This is a genomic window from Streptomyces sp. NPDC002499 (assembly GCF_053595415.1).
The window spans coordinates 554,447-574,561 of the sequence record NZ_JBSFXO010000001.1; the positions used below are offsets into that span (position 1 = coordinate 554,447).

The following is a 20,115-nucleotide window of genomic DNA, read 5'->3' on the forward strand; positions in this document are numbered from 1 at the left end:
TGACGATCACCCGCGAGGCAAGGACACACGCGCCATGGCACTGCAGATCAGCGCGACCAACCCGGAGCATCCCGCGCTCCTGCTGGCCCTGCCGTGGCAGCTGCCCCTGGAGCAGTGGCCCGACGAGTACCTGGTCCCGCTCCCCCGCGGCATCTCCCGCCACGTCGTGCGCTACGCGCGCGCAGGTGACGAGGTCGTCGCCGTCAAGGAGCTCGCCGAACGCCCTGCCCTGCGCGAGTACGAGCTGCTGCGCGACCTGGACCGCCTCGCCATCCCCGCCGTCGACCCGCTGGCCGTGGTCACCGGCCGCACCGACGGCGAGGGCGCCCCGTTGGAGTCGGTGCTGGTCACCCGTCACCTTCGCGGCTCCCAGCCGTACCGCTCGATGTTCGAGACGACCATGCGTCCGGCCACGATGCACCGCCTCATGGACGCCCTCGCCGTGCTGCTGGTCCGCCTGCACCTCGCCGGGTTCGCCTGGGGCGACTGCTCGCTGTCCAACACGCTCTTCCGTCGCGACGCGGGCGCCTACGCCGCCTACCTCGTGGACGCCGAGACCGGCGACCTGCACACCCAACTGAGCGACGGGCAGCGGGAGTACGACCTCGACCTCGCGCGCGTGAACATCAGCGGCGAGCTGCTCGACCTGGAGGCCTCCGGGGCGCTGCACCCCTCCGTCGACCCGATCGAGTTCGGCATGGAGATCTGCGCCCGCTACCAGGGGCTGTGGGAGGAGCTGACCCGCACCTCCGTGTATCCGGCGGGCAAGTACCACTTCATAGAACGCCGGATACGCCGGCTCAACGAGCTCGGTTTCGACGTGGCCGAGATGCAGATCCAGCACTCCTCGAACGGCGACACCGTCACCTTCGTGCCCAAGGTCGTCGACGCCGGTCACCACCAGCGGCAGCTGCTGCGGCTGACCGGCCTGGACACCGAGGAGAACCAGGCCCGCCGGCTGCTGAGCGACCTGGAGAGCTGGATGGCCTCCCAGGACGACTTCGACCCGGGCGACCCCCTCGCCGCGCGCCCCGAGGTCCTCGCCCACCGGTGGGTCCGGGACGTGTTCCGGCCCACCGTGCGGGAGGTGCCGCCGGAGCTGCGCGGCTCCATGGACGCGGCGGAGATCTACCACGAGCTGCTCGAACACCGCTGGTACCTGTCCGAGCGGGCGCAGCACGACATAGGGCTGGACACGGCGGTCGAGGACTACATCAAGAACGTGCTGCCCAAGGCCCGCGAGACCCTGGTGCCGGTCACCCCTGAGTGACCGGGACCCTGGGTGCCGGTCGCCCCGGCCCGGCTCAGGCGTGCGGGACGACGGCCACCGGGCAGTCCGCGTGGTGCAGGACGCCGTGCGCCACCGATCCGATGCGCGCGCCGACGGCCGTACGGCGGGCACGGCGGCCCACCACCATCAGCTGGGCCCGCGCCGCGACCGACAGCAGCACCTGCCCCGCGCTGCCCATCTCGATGTGCTCGACCACAGGCACGTCCGGGAACCGCTCCCGCCAGGGCTCCAGCGCCGCGGCGAGGGCCTTCTTCTCGTACGGCTCCAGACCGCCGGCCTCGTCGAGGAGCTTCATCGAGCCGGGGCTGTAGGCGAACACCGGCGGCAGCGTCCAGGCCCGTACGGCGCGTACCGCGGCCCCGCGCGCGGCGGCGGTCTCGAACGCGAACCGCAGGGTCCCGGCGCTGTCCTCCGGGTCGCCCTGCTGGCCGACGACGATCTCGCGCCCCGCGGCCTCGCCGGTCGCCTCGTCCCCGGCCCGCACCAGGACGACGGGGCGGGTGGCCTCGGCGATCACCTGCTGGCCCACCGAGCCGAGCAGGAAGCCGACGACCGGGCCGTGTCCGCGTGAGCCCAGCACCAGCAGCTCGGCCTCCGCCGCCACGGCCACCAGCGTGTCGACCGGGTCCCCCTCCAGGACGTCGGTGCTCACCACCAGATCGGCGTGGCGCGAGGTGACGGTCCGCACGGCCTCGGCCAGCCCGTCCCGCACCCAGCCGGCCTGCGTGTCCTGGTCCGCCGCGTCGATCGCCTCGTACGGCTGGAACCGCCAGGCCTGCACCACTCGCAGCGGCAGCCCCCGGCGGACCGCCTCCCGGGCCGCCCAGGCCAGCGCCGCGAGGCTCTCCTCGGTTCCGTCGACGCCTGCGGTGATCGGGCGCGTCATGGGGATGCCTCCTGTGTCGTGGCCAAGTCGGTCGGGGCCAGTCTTCACTACGCTGGCCATATGGCTCTGGAATGGGAACAAGTGATCGTGGACTCGGTCGACCCCGTGGCCCTGGGCCGCTGGTGGGCCGAGGCGCTGGGCTGGGTCGTGGTGGGCGAGGAGCCCGGCGAGTACGAGATCCGGCCCGAGAAGGACCGGCTGCCCGGACTGCTCTTCGGCACCGTGCCGGAGCGCAAGACGATCAAGAACCGCCTCCATCTGGACTTCCGCCCCGACGACCAGGACGCCGAGGTCGCCCGTCTCCTGGCGCTCGGCGCGCGGCACGCGGACGTCGGCCAGGGCGAGGAGTCGTGGGTGGTGCTGGCGGATCCGGAGGGCAACGAGTTCTGCGTGCTCTCCTCGCGCAGGGGCTGAGTACGTCCCGCCTGTCGGTATACCGGAGCGAAGCGGGACGATCGAACTTACGATGGGCGGGAGCCGGTGCGGTGACTGTTCCTACGACGGGGCTCGCCGTGCCGCAGATCCGACCACTCGGGGTGGAGACGTATGGCACAGGCGTCCGACGCAGCGCGGACCGTCATCATGACCGTGGACGACGACCCGGGGGTCTCCCGAGCCGTCGCCAGGGATCTGCGGCGGCGCTACGGCGAGTCGTACCGGATCGTGCGCGCGGAGTCCGGCGAGTCCGCGCTGGACGCCCTGCGCGAGCTGAAGCTGCGCGGGGATCTCGTCGCCGTGATCCTGGCCGACTACCGCATGCCGCAGATGAACGGCATCGAGTTCCTGGAACAGGCCCTGGACGTGTATCCGGGGGCGCGCCGGGTGCTGCTGACCGCGTACGCGGACACGAGCGCGGCGATCGACGCGATCAACGTCGTCGATCTCGACCACTATCTGCTCAAGCCGTGGGACCCGCCGGAGGAGAAGCTCTATCCGGTCCTGGACGACCTGCTGGAGTCGTGGCGGTGCAGTGACTTCCGGCCGGTGCCCAGCACCAAGGTGGTCGGCCACCGCTGGTCGGCGCGCTCCTCGGACGTGCGGGAGTTCCTGGCCCGCAACCAGGTGCCCTACCGCTGGTACTCCGCCGACGAGCCCGAGGGGCAGCGGCTGCTGAAGGCGGCCGGGCAGGACGGGCAGCGGCTGCCGCTGGTCATCACTCCGGACGGCACGCCCCTGATCGAGCCGGAGGCGCCCGAACTGGCCGCGCAGGTGGGTCTGGCGACGACTCCGGCGGCCGACTTCTACGACCTCGTCGTCATCGGCGGCGGGCCCGCCGGGCTCGGCGCGGCGGTGTACGGGGCCTCGGAGGGGCTGCGGACCGTGCTGGTGGAGCGGTCAGCGACCGGCGGACAGGCCGGGCAGAGCTCCCGGATCGAGAACTATCTGGGCTTCCCGGACGGCGTGTCGGGGGCGCAGCTCACCGACCGGGCCCGTCGGCAGGCGGGCAAGTTCGGCGCGGAGATCCTCACCGCGCGCGAGGTCTCGGGTCTGGAGGCCAACGGCGCCGCGCGGACGGTCCGGTTCTCCGACGGCTCGGCGGTCGCCGCGCACAGCGTGATCCTGGCGACCGGGGTGTCCTACCGGCAGTTGCAGGCTCCGGGCTGCCACGACCTGACCGGGTGCGGGGTGTTCTACGGCTCGGCGCTGACCGAGGCGGCCTCCTGCCAGGGCCACGACGTGTACATCGTCGGCGGCGCCAACTCGGCCGGGCAGGCGGCGATGTACCTCGCCAAGGGCGCCAAGTCGGTCACCCTGCTGGTGCGCGGGCAGGACCTGTCCGCGTCGATGTCGTACTACCTGATCCAGCAGATCAACGAGGCACCGAACATCTCGGTACGCGCGCGTACCGTCGTCGAGTCGGCGCACGGCACCGACCACCTGGAGCAGCTCACGCTGCGCGACGTCGACACCGGGCACACGGAACTCGTCGACGCGCAGTGGATGTTCGTGTTCATCGGCGCTGCTCCGCTGACCGACTGGCTGGACGGCACGGTGCTGCGCGACGAGCACGGGTTCATCCTGTCCGGCCCCGACCTCACCGCCGACGGCCGTCCGCCGGCCGACTGGGAGCTGGACCGGCCGCCGTACCACCTGGAGACCAACGTTCCCGGCGTGTTCGTGGCGGGCGACGCCCGCGCCGAGTCCGCCAAGCGTGTCGCGTCCGCCGTCGGAGAGGGAGCCATGGCAGTCATGCTCGTCCACCGGTATCTGGAGCAGTCGTGAGCGGCAAACTGGTGCCCTGCAGTCCGCAGGAGATAGGGACCCTGTTCCTGTTCGAGAAGCTCAGCCCGGAACAGCTCGGACGGCTGTGCAGCGAGGGGCGGGTGGAGCTGTTCGAGCCGGGGCCCGTGTACGTCCAGGGCGACCCGGCCACCTGCTTCTACGTGATGGTCGAGGGCACGGTGGTGCTCTACAGCCGGGTCGGCGGCGACGACGTGGAGGTCAGCCGCACCTCGCAGCGCGGGGTGTACGCCGGCGCCATGCAGGCCTACCTCGGCGACCGGGTGCAGCACGTGTACCAGAACTCCATGCACGTCACGGAACCGACCCGGTTCTTCGTGCTGCCCGCGGAGACGTTCTCGAACATCATGCAGGAATGGTTCCCGATGGCGGTGCATCTGCTGGAGGGACTGTTCTTCGGTTCGAAGAGCGCGCAGCGGGCCATCGGGCAACGTGAACGGCTGCTGGCGCTGGGCTCGTTGTCGGCGGGGCTCACGCACGAGCTGAACAACCCCGCGGCGGCGGCCGTCCGCGCCACCGCGACCCTGCGGGAGCGGGTCGCGAAGATGCGGCACAAGCTCGGCGTCATCTCGGCGGGCCCGTATCCGCGCGAGGACCTGGCCGGACTCATCGAAGTCCAGGAGCGCACCGCCGAGTTGGTCGCCAAGGCGCCCACGCTCAGCCCGCTGGAGGCCTCGGACCGCGAGGACACCGTCAGCGACTGGCTGGACGACCACGGCATCCCGGACGGCTGGCGGCTCGCGCCGACCTTCGTGCAGGCCGGTCTGGACGTCGACTGGCTGGACCAGGTCGCCTCGGAGGTCGACGAGCAGATCCTGCCCGCGGCGATCGGCTGGCTCAACTACACGGTCGAGACCGAGCTGTTGATGGACGAGATCGAGGACTCCACGACCCGTGTCTCGAACCTGGTGAACGCGGCCAAGCAGTACTCGCAGCTCGACCGCGCCCCCTACCAGGACGCGGACGTGCACGAACTCCTGGACAGCACGCTGCTGATGCTGTCCGGCAAGATCGGCCCGCAGATCAAGGTCGTCAAGGACTACGACCGTTCGCTGCCGAAGATCCCGTCGTACCCGGCGGAGCTCAACCAGGTGTGGACCAACCTGATCGACAACGCGGTCCAGGCCATCAACGGCGCCGGCGGGGAAGGCACGTTGACGGTGCGCACGGCGCGGGTTAACGACCGGGCGCTGGTGGAGTTCCGCGACACGGGACCCGGTGTGCCGCAGGAGATCAAGGGCCGTATCTTCGACCCGTTCTTCACCACCAAGCCGGTGGGCGAGGGCACGGGGCTCGGCCTGGACATCTCCTGGCGGATCGTCGTGAACAAGCACCACGGCACCCTTCAGGTCGAGTCCGAGCCCGGCGACACCCGCTTCCAGGTCTTCCTGCCGCTCACCGCGGCGGACGACGAGACGCCCGAGGAGCCCGCATGAGCAGCGACAACAGAATCGACCCCAGCGTCCCGCCGAGCGGCAACGGCTGTGTCGAGTGCGACGCGGCCGGCGGCTGGTGGTTCCATCTGCGGCGCTGCGCACAGTGCGGCCACATCGGCTGCTGCGACGACTCCCCCGCCAAGCACGCCACCGCGCACTACCGGGAGACCGGTCATCCGGTGATCCGCAGCTTCGAGCCGGGCGAGGTCTGGTTCTGGGACTTCGAGAGTTCCGAACTGTACGAGTCCGGGCCCGAACTGGCGCCCCCGGTCAGCCATCCGATCGACCAGCCGACGCCGGGTCCGGCGGGCCGGGTGCCGGAGAACTGGGCGCAGACGCTGCGTTGACCCAACGGGCCCCGCACCCTCGTCGTCCCTGCTCACCGGCCGCGTTGTCAGTGGCGCGTGCCAGGATGGATCCGTGCCGCAGACCGTATTCACCACACCCCTGATCGGCCGGGACGACGAGGTCGCCCGACTCGCCGGCGTACTCGAGCGAGCCCGCGGCGGCCAGGCCCAGGCCGTGCTGCTCGCCGGGGACGCCGGTGTGGGCAAGACGCGCGTGCTGGACGAGCTCGCCGTACGGGCCGCCGGGGCCGGGATGACGGTGCTGACCGGGCACTGCGTCGATCTCGGTGACGTCGGTCTGCCCTATCTGCCGTTCACCGAGGTGCTCGGGGTGCTCGCGGCCGACGAGCGGTTCGCGGGCGTCCTGACCGCGCATCCGGTGGTCGACCGGCTGCTGGGCGCGGGGACGGACGCGGCGCGCGACGTGGGAAGCCGGCTCCAGCTCTTCGAGGGCATGGCGGGGCTCCTCGCCGACCTCTCGGACGTCGCTCCGCTGCTGCTGGTCCTGGAGGACCTGCACTGGGCCGACCAGTCCTCCCGTGACCTGCTGCGGTTCCTGCTCAGCCGCGGGATCCTGCAACGCTCGGCGGGCGGTACGCCCACGCATCGGCTCGCGGTGTTCGCGTCGTACCGCGCGGACGACCTGCACCGCCGTCATCCCCTGCGCCCGCTCCTGGCCGAGTTGGTGCGGCTGCCCGCGGTCGAGCGCCTCGAACTGCGGCCCATGGCCGACGCGGAGGTGGCCCGGCTGGTGCACGCGCTGGAGGACCGCCCGCTGCCGGAGGCCACGGTCCGCGGGATCGTCGAGCGCGCCGAGGGCAACGCCTTCTACGCGGAGGAGCTGGTCGCGGCCACGGACACGGCGGCGGACGGAGTGCCCAGCGGCCTGGCCGACGTCCTCCTCATCCGCTTCGAGCAGCTCTCCGACACCGCCCAGCAGGTGCTGCGCACCGCCGCCGTCGCCGGTCGGCGCGTCGAGCACGACCTGCTGCGCGACGCGGTCGGGCTCCCGGAGGACGAGCTGGAGTCGGCGCTGCGCGAGGCGATCGGCCGTCAGCTCCTGGTCTCCGGCGCCGAGGACACGTACGCCTTCCGGCACGCGCTCGCCCGGGAGGCGGTCTACGCCGATCTGCTGCCGGGCGAACGGTCGCGGCTGCACGGCGCGTTCGCCCGGCTGCTGGCCGGCCGGGGCCACCCCGCCGAGAGCGCGGCGGAGCGCGCCCACCACTACCGCGAGAGCCACGACCTGGCGGAGGCGCTGGCCGCCTCGCTGGAGGCCGCCGACCACGCCCAGCGGGTGGGCGCGCCCGCGGAGGTGCTACGGCATCTCGAAACCGCCCTCGACCTGTGGGCGGTGGTGGATCCCACGGCCCGGCCCGCGGGCGACGGCGTCGACCGGGTCACGCTCACGCTGCGTGCCTCGGCGGCGGCCGCGCACGCCGGGCAGGCGCACCGCGCGGTGTCCCTCACCCGGTCCGCGCTCGCGGGCATCGGCCAGGACGCGGAAGCCGAACTCGCCGCCCGGGTGCGGTACACGCTGGCCGGCAATCTGCTGGGCGTCGACAGCCTGACGGCCGCGTTCGGCTACAGCAGCGAGGCGCTCGCCATGATCCCCGCCGATCCGCCGACCCGGACCTGGGTGTGGGCGGCGGCCACGCATGTGATGACGGCCCGGCAGGTCGGGGAGAACGAGACGGCGCTGAAGGTGGCCCGCCAAGCCCTGAGCGTGGCCGAGGAGTTGCAGGTGCCGGACGCGCAGGCCGACCTCCTCGTCTCGCTGGCCGTTCTTGAGGCCGGTGGCCGGCGTACCCCGGAGGGCCGGGCGCGGCTCAAGGAGGCCCGGGAGCTGGCGCGGCGCGCGGGGAACATGCCGGTGGAGATGCGCGCCCTGTTCAATCTCGCCGTGGGCGCCTTCGAGTCCGGTGATCTGGAGGGCTCGCTGCCTTGGGTGACCGAGGGCCTGGACCGGGCCCGGCGGGCAGGGTTGCTGTCGTCGCCGTATCCGCTGGAGATGCGGTATCTGCATCTGCTCGTGCTGTACACGCTGGGGCACTGGGACGAGTGCGCCCGGGCCGCGAAGGCGGACGCCGAGGTGCTGCCGATGGCCGGCGGGTACGCGGGCGGACCCGCGCTGTACGTGGCGCTGGCCCGGGGTGACCTGAGCGCCGCCGATCGTGCCCAGGCGCTGTTGGAGGGGCACTTCGACTGGATGGCCACGCTGGTCGCGGGCGTCGCGCTGACCGAGGCCGCCGTGCTGCGCGGCGATGCGGAGGGGGCCGTGGAGCGGATGCGGGTGACGGTCGCCGCGCTCAGCGACGGCGCGGGCAACCTGCCCGACGCCACGGTCCGGTTCGCCACCCTCGCGCTGACCGCGGTCGCCGACGCGGCGGTGGAGCTGCGGTCGTCCGGTGACGCCTCGCAGCGGTGGAAGGAGACCGCGGACGAACTGGTCGAGCTGGCCCGCACGATGGCCCTGCGCAGCGAGGACGGCTCCCCGCAGGGTCCCGAGGGCCTGGCGTGGCTGGCCCGTGCCGAGGCTGAGTGGACGCGTGCGGTGTCCGGGCCCGACGCGGCCGCGTGGGAGAAGGCGGTCACCGCGTTCGACTTCGGTGACGTGTACGAACGGGCGCGCTGTCAGGCGCGGTTCGCCGAGGCGCTGCTCGCGGCGGACCGGCGGGACGAGGCGGCCGTGCAGGCCCGCGAGGCGAGAGTGGTGGCCGAACGGCTGGGCGCGCGGCCCCTGTTGGAGCGGATCGACGCCCTGGTCCGGCGCGGCCGGCTCGGGGAGACCCCGGCCGACCGCGGCCGCACCTCACCGCTGACCGCCCGTGAGCAGGACGTCCTGCGGCTCCTCGCTCGCGGCCGCAGCAACCGCCAGATCGGCGAGGAGTTGTTCATCACCGGCAAGACCGCCAGCGTGCACGTGTCCAACATCCTCGCCAAACTGAGCGCCGCGAGCCGCACGGAGGCGGTGGCGATCGCCTATCGCGAAGGCCTCATCAACAGCCCAGCGCCTTGAGGTCGACCGCGTCGGCCATCGCCGCCATCCCCTTGTCGTTGGGGTGGATGTGGTCGCCGCCGTCGAGGAACGGCAGCATCCGCTCCTGGTCGTAGGGACTGCGCAGGATGTGGTCGAAGTCGACGTAACTGTCGAAGTCGGAGTTGTCGCGGATGTAGGCGTTGACCTCCTGACGGACCGCCTCCGCAGCCTGGTCCCATTCCGGCCAGCCCTTGAAGGGGGCGACCGTCGCGCCGACGACGCACTTCCCGGCGGCGTGCGCGCGCCGTGCGATCTCCTGGTAGCCGGCGATCATGTCCTGGGCGGTGACGCCCGAGTGGGACTTGATGTCGTTGACGCCCTCGAAGAGGAACACCGTGCGGACGCCCGGCTGGGACAGGACATCGCGCTCCAGCCGGTTCAGGGCGCTCTGCCCGGCGCCGTCCGCGATCACCTTGTTGCCGGAGATGCCCTCGTTGGCGACCCCCTGGATCCTGCTGCCCGCCTTCTGCAGGCGCCGGGCCAGATAGTCCGGCCACCGGCGGTTGAGGTCGGTGGTGGACTGCCAGCCGTCGGTGATGGAGTCGCCGAGCGTGACGACGGCCGAGGTGCCCCAGGACGGTCGTACGGAGACGGAGTCGAGGTAGTACCAGGAGCCGGTCGTCACGGTCCAGTTGGCGGCGCCCGTCTCCGCCGTGTGGTCGCCGGTGGTGACGTAGGAGTTCTGCATGGCCATCCCGTGCCCGGTCGCGGGCCCCGCCGCGTCCGGGCTGTGGATGCTGACGACGAGGTTCGTCGCGGCGGGGAGCCGGCCGGACAGCGGGTCGCTGAGGACGACGGCCCCGGCCGGGACCGTCACCGAGCGCGCGCCCTCGAAGGTCACCGGCCGGTTGCTGCCGGCGACCAGTTCGGCGCCGGTCTTCTGGGTGCCGGCGTAGACGCTGTCGAAGGTGAGCGGCCGGTCCCCGAAGGCGTTGGAGAGCCGGATCCGCGCGCCGTTGCCCCCGACGCTGGTGTGCACGACGAGCCGGTAGGCCCGGTCGGCGACACCGTCGCCCAGCCGGTCGGCGCTGGCGCCCCAGGTGACGACGTCCCGCCGGTCGGCGGGAGCGCCCACGGCGGAGAACGCGGGCTGGTCGGCGGACGCCTGCTGCACCGGCACCGCCTGGACGGCGCCGGCCAGCAGCAGGAGCGCGGCGAGCCGGCCGGCTCTCGCGGTGCGGGCGATCACCGCGCGAAGTCCTTCAGTGTCACGGATCCTCCCGGCTTGACGGTCACCGTGCGGGTCTTGCCGCCGTAGGCGACGGTCGTCGTGCGGCCGCCGACACTGCGGATCTTCGCCTCGGTGGGCTTGCCGTTCTTCCAGCGCAGGTCCACGACGAAGCCGCCGCGGGCGCCGGCTCCGGTGATCGAGCCTGACTCGGCCCACGCGTCCGGCAGGGCCGGCAGCAGCTCCAGATGGCCCGGCCGGGAGTACAGGAGCATCTCGGTCACGGCCGACGGGGTACCGAAGTTGGCCTCGATCTGGAAGATGCCGCGGCCCTGTTCCACCTCGTAGATGTCGAAGAGGTTGAACGCTGTTCCGTTGGTGCCGTTCTCCGACGGGCGGAGGTTGTTGACGACCAGCTGGTAGGCCTTGTCGGCGTTCTTCAGGCGGGCCCAGCACAGGCTGCGCCAGGCGTTGGCCCAGCCGAAGCTGTTCATGCCGCGCGCGGTGAGCAGGGCGGTGGCGCCGTCGACGATGTCCTTGGGGGTGGAGCCGTCGGGGCGGATGCGGTCGCCGGGGAAGAGGCCGACGAGCGGGGAGAGGTGGCGGTGGGTGGTCTCACCGAGGTTGTCCGGGGACATCCACTCCTCCAGCCAGCCCGTCTTCGGGCTCACCACGGGCAGGTACAGCTTCCTGCGCAGGGCCGAGATCTTACCCGCGTAACCGCTGTCCCGCTTCAACTCCGCCGACGCGGCGGCGTAGTTGCCGAACAGCGCCCACACCAGCTCCTGGGCGTAGGTGATCCCCTTGGCGTCGAGCGGACCCTGCTCGGGGGACCAGTCGCTGTCGGCGATCAGCACCTCCTTCGAGCTGCCCGGCAGGGTCGTGGTCAGCAGCCGCGCCTCCCAGAACTCGCAGGCGCCCTTGAGGAGCGGGTAGATCTTCTCCAGGTGGGAGCGCGAGCCGGTGAACTCGTAGTGCTCGTAGAGGGTGGTGCACAGCCAGGCGTTGCCCGCCGGGTGCCACCACCAACCGCCTCCGCCGTAGGGGTTGGTGGAGATGGCCACGGTCCAACCGGCGTTCTTGCCGCTGGAGTTGCGGTAGCGGTTGCGCGGGTCGTTGAAGAGCCGGCGGGTCAGGTCGGTCCAGTCGGGCAGCTGGGCGACGCAATAGTCGGTGAACGCGTCGAAGCACGAGGACAGGCCCGCGCGGTCGGCCATCCAGTAGTTCATCTGGATGTTGATGTCGGTGTGGTAGTCGCCCATCCAGTCCGGGTCGTTGCCGTCCAGCCACAAGCCCTGGAGACCCATCGGCAGACTGCCGCGCGAACCGGCGACCATGAGGTAGCGGCCGAACTGCACGTAGGCGGCTTCGAGTTCGGGGTCGGGCTCGTCGCTCGTGAAGCGCTGCTGGATCCGCTCCCAGGTGTCGAGCGCGCGCTGGTCGGCGGTCGAGGTGCCCAGCGAGATGGCGAACTTCCCGAACACCGCGCGGTAGTCGGCGACATGGGTGCGCAGCAGGGTGTCGGCCGAGTGCTTGGCGGCGGCGTTGACCTTGGTGCGGGCGAGCTTCTGCGGGTCGACCTTGGGGTCGCGGTAGCCGTGCGCGGAGTCCGGCGCGTAGTTGCTGCCGCCGCTGACCACGACGGTCAGGTCCTTGCACCCGGAGAACTCGACGTGCGACCCGGTCACGGTGACCCGGCCGCCGCTGCCGTAGGCGGTGACGGCGGCGCCGTACTTCAGGCCGTTGGCGAACTTGCCGCCGAAGGAGGTCGCCGCGGCCTCACCGTGCGTCCCCTCCAGCGTGACCGTGCCGGTGTAGCGACCGCCGCCGTTCTGGCTGAAGTGGAGGACGATCGCGTCGTCGGGACGGCTGGAGAAGATCTCCCGCTTGTACGTCACGCCAGAGCGGACGTAGGAGGCGCCCACCACGCCCCGGTCGAGGTCGAGGGTGCGGCGGTAGCCGGAGACGGCGCCCAGGTCGTGGTCGGGGATGTCGACGGTGAGCCGGGCGAGCAGGGTCAGGGACCCGAAGTCCGCACGGCCGTAAGGGAACTGGCCGTCGGAGTCGAGGGTGTCGTTCAGGCCGCCGGTCCACATCGTGGCGTCGGTGACGAGAAGGAGTTCACGGCCCGGGTCGTTGCTCGCGAGGGCGCCGAGGCGGCCGTTGCCGACCGGCAGACCCTGCTCGATCATCGAGGTGTCGCCGGCCGGGGCCTGCCACCACAGCGTGTTGAGCGAACCGCTCGCGCCGTAGGCCGAGTTGTCGTCGGCCGAGGCCTCGGGCCGCTGCGGCGCGGCCGAGGCGGTGAAGGTGGGGAGGGCGGCCAGGGCGCCGGTCGCGGCGGCGATGGCGAGCAGGTCGCGTCTGGGCAGCAGGTGGGAGGGTTCGGGGTTCATTGCGGCTCCTGGTGGCTCGGTCAGGACGACTTGGGGACGTCGATGCGGTCGATGTCCGGCGCGTAGCTGTCGCCGCTGTCGAAGACGATCGTGTTGGAGCCGGCCTTGAGGGTCACCGGCACGTAGACCGTCCCGACGGTTCCCCAGTCACCGGTCGACGGGAACTTGTGGCTGACGGCACCGCCGGTGTTGGCGGAGACCTTGACCGAGCGGGCGTCACCGCTGACGTAGGCGACCTTCACCTGGTAGGTGCCGGCCTTGGCGACGACGACGTTGTTGACCGTGAGCTTGCCGCCGACGTAGAGGTTGCCGACCTTCTTGCCACCGGAGCAGGCGGAGCAGTCGGCGACGACCGCGTTGCCGGACAGGGTGTTCGCCGCGGCCTCGGCCTCGTAGCCGGTGTAGGCGAGCGTGCTGCCGTTCGGGGTGACGGTGAACAGGCGGGAACCGTGGGCGGGCAGGGCCTGGGTGACCTTGTCCTTGTAGCTGCCGAGGTTCTCGTGGTTCCACAGGTCACGGACGGCGGCCTTGCCGGTGAAGCCGAGGGAGGCCCAGTTCACGGAGACGGACGCGGGCTTGTCGGCGAGGTTGAACAGCGCGACGGTGTAGCTGCCGTCGGCGTTCTTCGCGGCCCACACCTGCTGCGGGTCGGACGGGGTGATCGGGCGGGCCGGCGGGGTGCTGCCCTGGTTGAGGGCGATGACTTCCTTGTTGGTCAGCAGGGACAGACCGTAGGAGTCGAGCTTGGTGAGGTCGTCGCCGGTGTAGATCGGGGACTTGGCGATGGTCCACAGGGTGGCGTAGCTCTGTCGCTCGGCCTTGGTCAGGCCGTCCATCTCGCCGTTGCCGACGTCCAGGGCGTCGAGGTCGTTCCAGCCGCCGGGGCCCGCCTTGTCGGTCCAGCCGGGAGCGTCGTCCCAGCGGTCGTCGACGGAGTTCTCCCAGGTGACGAGCGTGTTGCAGTAGCACTCGACGTCCGTGTCGATGCGCCAGCCCTGGGAGTTCTTCTTCCAGTCGGCGGCGTGCCCGATGTCCAGGGACCAGGACAGTTCGAGGTGGATGGGACGGCCGGTGTCGGCGATCGCCTTGTTCCAGGCGGCCACGTCGGCGACGTTGTTGTACTGGTCACCGCTCTTGCCGGAGCCGGGGCCCACGCCGTCGAGCTTGAGGAAGTCGTAGCCCCAGCCGGCGATCAACTGCGCCTGGGAGTCTATGTACTTCTGGGCGCAGGGCTTGGAGAAGTCAATCTTGTACGCGCTGTCCCAGCCGTTGGTGGTGCGCAGGTCGCTGTAGACGATGTCGCCGGTGGTGCAGCCGTCGGCGTTCCAGATCGGCGTCTTTCCGTCGCCGTAGGCGCCCTTCTCCAGGCCGGCGGGCAGGTAGATGCCGGCCTTGAGGCCCTTGGAGTGGATGCGGTCGGCGACGGCCTTCATGCCGCTGGGGAAGCGGACCGGGTCGGCCTTCTGGCGTCCGTACTGGTCGTATCCGGACTTCCAGGTCTTGTCCATCCACCAGCCGGCGTCGATGTTGATGTACTCGTAGCCGAACTTCTTCAGCTTGCTCGCCATGGCGTCGGTCTGCTTGGTGACGTTCGCCTCGGTGAGGTAGCTGTAGTCGCCGTCCGGGTTGAGACCCGGGTACTTCGACGACTGCATGCTCCAACTCGTCCAGCCCATGTAGGGCTTGGCGGCGAGGGACGTCGCGGTGGTCGCGGCCGGAGCCGCGGGCGCGGTGGTCCCGGCACTGACCGAGGGCGCGGCGGAGACGGCTCCTGCGGCCACGGCCAGGACCACCGCGGCTCTCAGGACGCGTGCGGGCAGGAAGGAGTACGAGGATGACCGCATGGGTCGTACCTCCAGGGTGATGGTGGATCAGCGGCTCTGTCGGGGGTCGTGCGGGGTGATGAAGGACTGGATCGCGGTGGCGGCTGCCCCTCGTGCCCACTCCTCGAACGGGAGCGGGCGGGTCTGTACGTCGCACTGTGCGGCGGAGCCGAACGCTGCGGCGGTGAACGCCTCGCGGATCTGCGCGGCGAACAGGTCGTAGGCGGCGAGTCCCTCGCCGGAGATGATCACGCGTTCGGGGCCGAGGAGGTTGGCCACGGTGGCGATGCCCCGGCCGATCGCCTCCCCCGCCCTGGCGAACGCCTCACGGGCCCCCTCGTCGCCCTGGTGGGCCAGCGCCGCGGCCGCGGCGGTGTCGGCGACATCGAGGCCCGTGGTCTCGCGGATCCGCCGGATGATCGCGGCGTCCCCCGCGATCGCCTCGACGCAGCCGCGGTTGCCGCAGTGGCAGGGCGGTCCGGCCGGGTCGACGGTCACATGGCCGATCTCGCCGGCCACGCCGTACGCGCCGGAGATCACCCGGCCGTGCACCACGATCCCGCAGCCGATGCCCGCGCCCACGGTCACCAGGGCGAAGTCGGACAGTCCGGCCCCGGCGCCGAACCACTGCTCGGCGACGGTCAGGGCACGGACATCGTTGTCCACGGTGACCGGCAATCCGGTGGTCAGGGCGGCCAGTTCGGCGAGGGGGACGTCCCGCCAGTCGAGGAAGGGCGAGTAGCGGACCACACCCTGGGCGCGGTCCACGTCGCCGGAGATCGCGACCCCGAGGCCGAGGACGGGGGCGCCCGACTCGTCCGCCTCGACGAGCAGTTCGCGCACCATTTCGGCCAGCGAGGTGAGCACGGCCTCGGTCGCCGGGTCCTGGACCGGGACGTGCCGGGCGACGCGGATGCGGCAGCGCAGGTCGGTCAGCACACCGATCAGCTCACCCGCGGTGATCTTGACTCCGATGAACAGGGCCCGTCCGCCGTCCACCCGCACCAGGCTCGCAGGCCGCCCGAGCGCCGGCCGCGCCTCCTGGTCCGGGGTCTCCACCAGGTAGCCGGCCTCCAGCAGCGGACGCACCGCTTTGGTCACGGCCGCTGCCGAAAGCCCCGCCCGGCGCGCGGCATCGAGCCGGGTCAGGGGGCCGTGGGACAGGACCGTGGTGAAGATCTGCGAAGCGGCCGGCGTGTGGGCCGGAAACGTTTCGGCTGGCGGGGCGGAGCGCATGGCCGGAACCTAAGGCTCTTAATTTCCGCTGTCAATAAAAGAAACAGGAATCACCTGAAGGTTGACTGTGAGGCTCAAGTGGCCTTCAAATGACGGGTGGCACGCCACTGTCGGCGACAGATCCCGCCGATGTCAGTGCCCCCTTGCACAATCGCTTTCATGACGATGATCGACTGGCACGAGCTGACCCACGCCTACGGCTCGGCCGAGGACATACCCGGCCTCTTCGCGCGCCTCGGCGGCACGGAGGACGACGACGTGTGGACCGCGTTGTGGTCCTCGCTGTGCCATCAGGGCTCCGTCTACGACGCCAGCTGGGCCGCGTTGCCGCAGCTCACGGAGATCGCGCGGGGCGACGCGCCGGGCGGCCCGCTCCAGGCGGTGGTCATGGCCGGGGTGATCGCCGACGACATGGACGACCCGCGCCGCGAGCTGTACGCGCGGGAGATCGACGAACTCCTCGGCACCGCCCGCGCGTTGCTGGCCGAGCCGGATCAGACCACGCCGCTCTTCGTGAACCTCCTCCAGTCCGTCCTGTCCTTCGAGGGCGCCGGCATCTGGTCCGAGGCCCTGGCGGGGGTGAACAGCGAGGAGTACGAGTTCGAGTGCCCGGAGTGCGAGGAGAGCCTGTACATCGCCTTCGGCGGCTTCGGGACGTTCGTGTCCGTCGGGGACTACGTGTCCGGGGCGAGCGGTGAGGACACCGCATCACGCGGGGAGTTGACACCGGCGGTACCGGAGCGGCTGTCGGGCATCGGGGCGCGACTGCACGGCGAGGCGGTCGCCCATGGTCAGGCGGAGGTGGCCCGGGCCCTGACCTATGTCTTCGGGGAGGCGCGCTGCCCCTCCTGCGACACCGTGCTGTCGGTGTCGCAGGAGGTCGAGAACCAGTGGTTCTGAACTCTGGACTCTCGGGTCAGCGGTTGATGGCCGGCGTGTTGGCGACGGTCACGTTGACCCCTGCCCAGGCCTTGTTGACCGTCTTGTACTCGGTGCTGTTCAGCCCGTACAGGTCCTTCGCCGCCTTCAGCGTCGCCGAGCGGGCGTCGTGGAAGTCGGTCGTGGAGACCATGTAGCGGGTCAGGGCGCGGTAGAAGATCGCCGTGGCCTTGGTGCGGCCGATGCCCTTGACCGTGGAGCCGTCGTAGGTCGGCGAGTCGTAGGCGACCCCGTTGATCGTCTTGCGGCCGCTGCCCTCGGCGAGCAGGTAGTACGCGTGCGAGGAGACGCCGGAACCGGCGTGCACCTCGGTGTCGTAGACCTCGGGCGACCAGTAGTCGATCGCGCCTTCGAGCACGTCGAGCGACGGCTTGTCCAGGCGGCGCAGGAACTTCTGGGCGAGGCCCAGCTTCTCGCCGATGAGGTAGTCGGGCTTGTCCTTCGCGTTGTTGGTGAAGAACTCGACGTTCGAGCCGAAGATGTCCGCGAGGGACTCGTTCAGGGAGCCCGGCTCGCCGTACTGGTTGCCGTCGGAATCGACGTACGTGGGCTCCAGCTTGGCGGTGGCGTCCACCACGCCGTGGGTCAGCTCGTGGCCGGTGACGTCGAGGACGACGAGCGGCTTCTTGAACATGACGCCGTCACCGTCGCCGTACAGCATGCAGCCGCAGGTGGGGTCCCAGAAGGCGTTGGCCACCTCGGTGCCCCAGTGGACCATCGCCTTCGCGGCCTTGCTGTTGTTGGCGATGCCCTTGCGGGCGAAGGTCTTCTTGTAGAAGTCCAGGGTCTTGGTGACGCCGTACTGGGCGTCGACGGCCGCGCTGTTGCGGCTGGAGAGGGCGCCGTTGCCGAACGTGGACGTGGAGTTGACGATCGCCTTGCCGCGGGCGAAGTTCTCCGTGAACGTGCCCTTGGCGTCCCGGGTCTCGGAGTTGTACCGCTTCGGGTCCTTGAGCTGGTACTTCTTCGCGGCGGTCCGGGTGACGGTCAGCGAGACCTTGCCGACGAAGAGCGACTTGCCGGTGCCCGTGACCGTCTGGGGGTAGTGCACGGCGGCCGCACCCGACGAGGCGGCGGTGAGCCCCGCGGCCTGCGAGCCGATGCCGGTCTGCGGGTCGAGCTTCTCGCCCCGCTTGCGCAGGGTCTCGAGCAGCTCGGGCGAGAGGAACTCGTCGCTGTCGGGCGTGTTGCTGCGCACCTTGCCGGTCACGGCGTCGATGACGACGGTGCTGGAACCGCCGCCCTCAGTGGTGCCGCTGTCGCTGACCCGCACCTGGTAGGCGAGGGCGGAGCCGCCGTCGCGCGCGTCGACCACGAGGACGGCCGGACCGGCGTCGCCCTTGGCCGCCGACGCGGCCTTCTGTTCGGCCTGCGCGGCGCTGAGCTTGGCGTCGCTGGTGGCCGGCTTGACCGTGTGGTCGGCGGCGCGGGTGACGCCCGCGTACTTCAACTGCCGGGTGAGGTGCACGACGAGGTCGCCGCCGAGGACCTGCATGCCCTCGTGGGCCCGGGCGAAGCGGACGTGCCGCGCGCCCTCCGGGTCGATCAGGACGTCCGTGGCCTGAAGTTCGTCGCCGGTCAGGACACCGGTCGCCGAGGAGTGGGCGAACGCGGCGGCGCGCGCGGCGGCCACCACGGACGCGGCCGAGCTTTCGGCGGCGGCCTTCGAGGACCCCGCCCCCGCGGCGGGGTCGGCGAACGCGGTACCCGCGAGGCCCGTGGCAGCCGTCGTCACGGCGACGGCGACCGCCACGCTGCGTATGTGCGGTCTACGCACTGGTGAGGGTTTCCTTCCTGGCAGAGCGGCCGGAAATCCAACCGCCCCGAGGCGTGGCGCCGTTGAGCACCACGAGGGCTGGTCGGGCCCTGAGGCGAAACCCTTATGGATAAGTCATGGACATGTAAAGCCCAAATCATCGCTTTCAGCGTGATCCATGGCAATACTTTGCAAATCCACGGCGCGCGGTGATCAACGAGTGACCAACTGTGCGTCCCCTGTGGAGATGTGACTCGACGGAAGAAGGTTGCACCGCGTGAATGTGACAGATATCGCATCCCTGGCCAAGGGTGCGGTCCTGGGGACCCTCACCCTGTCCCTCCTCGCGGTACCGGCGCAGGCCGCACCGGCGGAATCCCGCCCGAAACCGGACATCACCGGCCTGAGAAGCGTCCTGCGTACGGCAGTTCAGCAAGGCGCGCCCGGCGCCATGGCCCGCGTCGTCGACCACGGCAAAGTACGGACGGCGGCCGTCGGTGTCGCCGACCGCACGACCGGCCGGGCCCTGTCCACCGTCGACCGCTTCCGTATCGGCAGCGTCACCAAGACCTTCTCGGCGGTGGTGCTGCTCCAACTGGCCGACGAGAAGAAGCTCGACCTCGACGCCTCCGTCGACCGCTACCTGCCGGGCCTGCTCCCGGACCGGCGCATCACGGTCCGGCACGTGCTGGCCCACCGCAGCGGTCTGTACGACTACACGAACGACATGTTCGCCAAGACCGTGCCCGGCTTCGAGGCGGTCCGCACCAAGGTCTTCACCTACCGCCAACTCGTGGACCGTTCACTTCGGCACGCCCGCACCAACGAGCCCGGCGCCGCCTACGCGTACTCCAACACCAACTTCGTGGTCGCGGGCCTGCTCATCGAGAAGCTCACCGGCCACTCGGTACGGACGGCGTACGAGAACCGCGTCTTCAAGCCGCTGAAGCTGCGCGACACCTTCTACCTCCACCCAGGCACGAAGATCCCCGGCCGCCACACCAAGGGCTACCTCACACCCGACCAGGCCGGCGCGAAACTGGTCGACGCGACCGACCAGACCGCCTCCTGGGCGCAGAGCGCGGGCGCGATCATCTCCAGCACCCGGGATCTCAACACCTTCCTGACCGCCCTGCTCGGCGGCCGCCTCACCTCGGCCGCGAGCCTGAAGCAGATGGAGCGCATGATCCCGGTCAACAGCACCCAGGCGTACGGTCTCGGCCTGCGCCGCCGCGACCTGACGTGCGGAGTCTCGGTCTACGGTCACACCGGTGCCGTCCAGGGCTACTACACGTACGCCTTCGCCTCCAAGGACGGCAGGCGCAGCCTCGCGGCGCTCGCCACCACCTCCAACAACGGCGAGGTCCTCAACACCATGCTGGGCACGCTGGAGTCCGCGTTCTGCGGAAAGCCCGCGAAGTCGCCACGCGCCGTCACACCCGTCGAGCGGTACGAGGACATCGCGCCCGGCGTGGTCAGGAACTGATCGCCGCGGGAACCCGGACCGCCCTGACGGACGTTGATCCGGCAAGCCCACCGGGGGTTCTGGCACCCCC

At 70.9% G+C, this 20,115-nt stretch carries 14 protein-coding genes; 8 read left to right on the forward strand and 6 right to left on the reverse strand.

Annotation, left to right across the window (positions count from 1 at the left end; translation table 11 throughout):
- Positions 1 to 34: 34 nt before the first annotated feature.
- Complete coding sequence (locus tag ACWD5F_RS02515) at positions 35 to 1,270, forward strand: DUF4032 domain-containing protein (RefSeq protein WP_451250318.1); 1,236 nt, start codon at positions 35 to 37, stop codon at positions 1,268 to 1,270.
- A 34-nt stretch (positions 1,271 to 1,304) separates the two neighbouring features.
- On the opposite strand, the gene ACWD5F_RS02520 is transcribed toward ACWD5F_RS02515, so the two are convergent.
- Positions 1,305 to 2,177 (reverse strand): universal stress protein, encoded by an 873-nt coding sequence (locus ACWD5F_RS02520; protein ID WP_451250319.1) that lies wholly within the window; start codon positions 2,175 to 2,177, stop codon positions 1,305 to 1,307.
- A gap of 60 nt (positions 2,178 to 2,237) precedes the next feature.
- Here ACWD5F_RS02520 and ACWD5F_RS02525 point away from each other — a divergent pair, with 60 nt between their 5' ends.
- The 5 genes from ACWD5F_RS02525 to ACWD5F_RS02545 all read left to right on the forward strand — a co-directional run bounded on the left by ACWD5F_RS02525 (position 2,238) and on the right by ACWD5F_RS02545 (position 9,220).
- Entirely contained in the window at positions 2,238 to 2,591 is a 354-nt protein-coding gene (locus ACWD5F_RS02525; protein ID WP_401723787.1) for a VOC family protein, read from the forward strand.
- Positions 2,592 to 2,723: 132 nt separating this feature from the next.
- The gene (locus tag ACWD5F_RS02530; protein ID WP_401723784.1) at positions 2,724 to 4,400 is read left to right on the forward strand and encodes an FAD-dependent oxidoreductase; all 1,677 of its coding nucleotides are present in this window, start codon (positions 2,724 to 2,726) and stop codon (positions 4,398 to 4,400) included.
- The gene (locus ACWD5F_RS02535) at positions 4,397 to 5,854 is read left to right on the forward strand and encodes an ATP-binding protein (RefSeq protein ID WP_451250322.1); all 1,458 of its coding nucleotides are present in this window, start codon (positions 4,397 to 4,399) and stop codon (positions 5,852 to 5,854) included. Before ACWD5F_RS02530 ends, ACWD5F_RS02535 begins: the two co-directional genes overlap by 4 nt.
- Positions 5,851 to 6,201: a UBP-type zinc finger domain-containing protein gene (locus tag ACWD5F_RS02540; RefSeq protein ID WP_401723780.1), complete on the forward strand. Its 351-nt coding sequence runs from the start codon at positions 5,851 to 5,853 to the stop codon at positions 6,199 to 6,201. The genes ACWD5F_RS02535 and ACWD5F_RS02540 overlap by 4 nt, the downstream gene beginning before the upstream one ends.
- Positions 6,202 to 6,274: 73 nt before the next feature.
- Positions 6,275 to 9,220, forward strand: a complete 2,946-nt coding sequence (locus tag ACWD5F_RS02545) for a helix-turn-helix transcriptional regulator (protein WP_451250324.1) — start codon at positions 6,275 to 6,277, stop codon at positions 9,218 to 9,220.
- Here the strand turns inward: ACWD5F_RS02545 and ACWD5F_RS02550 are convergent.
- The 4 genes from ACWD5F_RS02550 to ACWD5F_RS02565 are packed head-to-tail and all read right to left on the reverse strand — an operon-like array spanning position 9,201 to position 15,864.
- Positions 9,201 to 10,430, reverse strand: a complete 1,230-nt coding sequence (locus tag ACWD5F_RS02550; RefSeq protein WP_451250326.1) for an SGNH/GDSL hydrolase family protein — start codon at positions 10,428 to 10,430, stop codon at positions 9,201 to 9,203. The two genes, ACWD5F_RS02545 and ACWD5F_RS02550, sit on opposite strands and share 20 nt — an antisense overlap.
- Positions 10,427 to 12,805 (reverse strand): glycosyl hydrolase family 95 catalytic domain-containing protein, encoded by a 2,379-nt coding sequence (locus ACWD5F_RS02555; protein WP_451250328.1) that lies wholly within the window; start codon positions 12,803 to 12,805, stop codon positions 10,427 to 10,429. Before ACWD5F_RS02555 ends, ACWD5F_RS02550 begins: the two co-directional genes overlap by 4 nt.
- 20 nt (positions 12,806 to 12,825) lie before the next feature.
- Positions 12,826 to 14,649: an alpha-galactosidase D gene (locus ACWD5F_RS02560; protein WP_451250330.1), complete on the reverse strand. Its 1,824-nt coding sequence runs from the start codon at positions 14,647 to 14,649 to the stop codon at positions 12,826 to 12,828.
- Between the two features lie 27 nt (positions 14,650 to 14,676).
- Entirely contained in the window at positions 14,677 to 15,864 is a 1,188-nt protein-coding gene (locus ACWD5F_RS02565) for an ROK family protein (protein ID WP_451250332.1), read from the reverse strand.
- 159 nt (positions 15,865 to 16,023) lie between these two features.
- On the opposite strand from ACWD5F_RS02565, the gene ACWD5F_RS02570 reads away from it, so the two are divergent.
- Positions 16,024 to 16,764 (forward strand): hypothetical protein, encoded by a 741-nt coding sequence (locus ACWD5F_RS02570; protein WP_451250334.1) that lies wholly within the window; start codon positions 16,024 to 16,026, stop codon positions 16,762 to 16,764.
- Positions 16,765 to 16,780: 16 nt separating this feature from the next.
- Here the strand turns inward: ACWD5F_RS02570 and ACWD5F_RS02575 are convergent, their stop codons facing one another.
- Entirely contained in the window at positions 16,781 to 18,580 is a 1,800-nt protein-coding gene (locus ACWD5F_RS02575; RefSeq protein ID WP_451250336.1) for a M4 family metallopeptidase, read from the reverse strand.
- A 280-nt stretch (positions 18,581 to 18,860) separates the two neighbouring features.
- Here ACWD5F_RS02575 and ACWD5F_RS02580 point away from each other — a divergent pair, with 280 nt between their 5' ends.
- Positions 18,861 to 20,045: a serine hydrolase domain-containing protein gene (locus tag ACWD5F_RS02580; protein ID WP_451251013.1), complete on the forward strand. Its 1,185-nt coding sequence runs from the start codon at positions 18,861 to 18,863 to the stop codon at positions 20,043 to 20,045.
- The last annotated feature ends 70 nt before the right edge of the window (positions 20,046 to 20,115 follow it).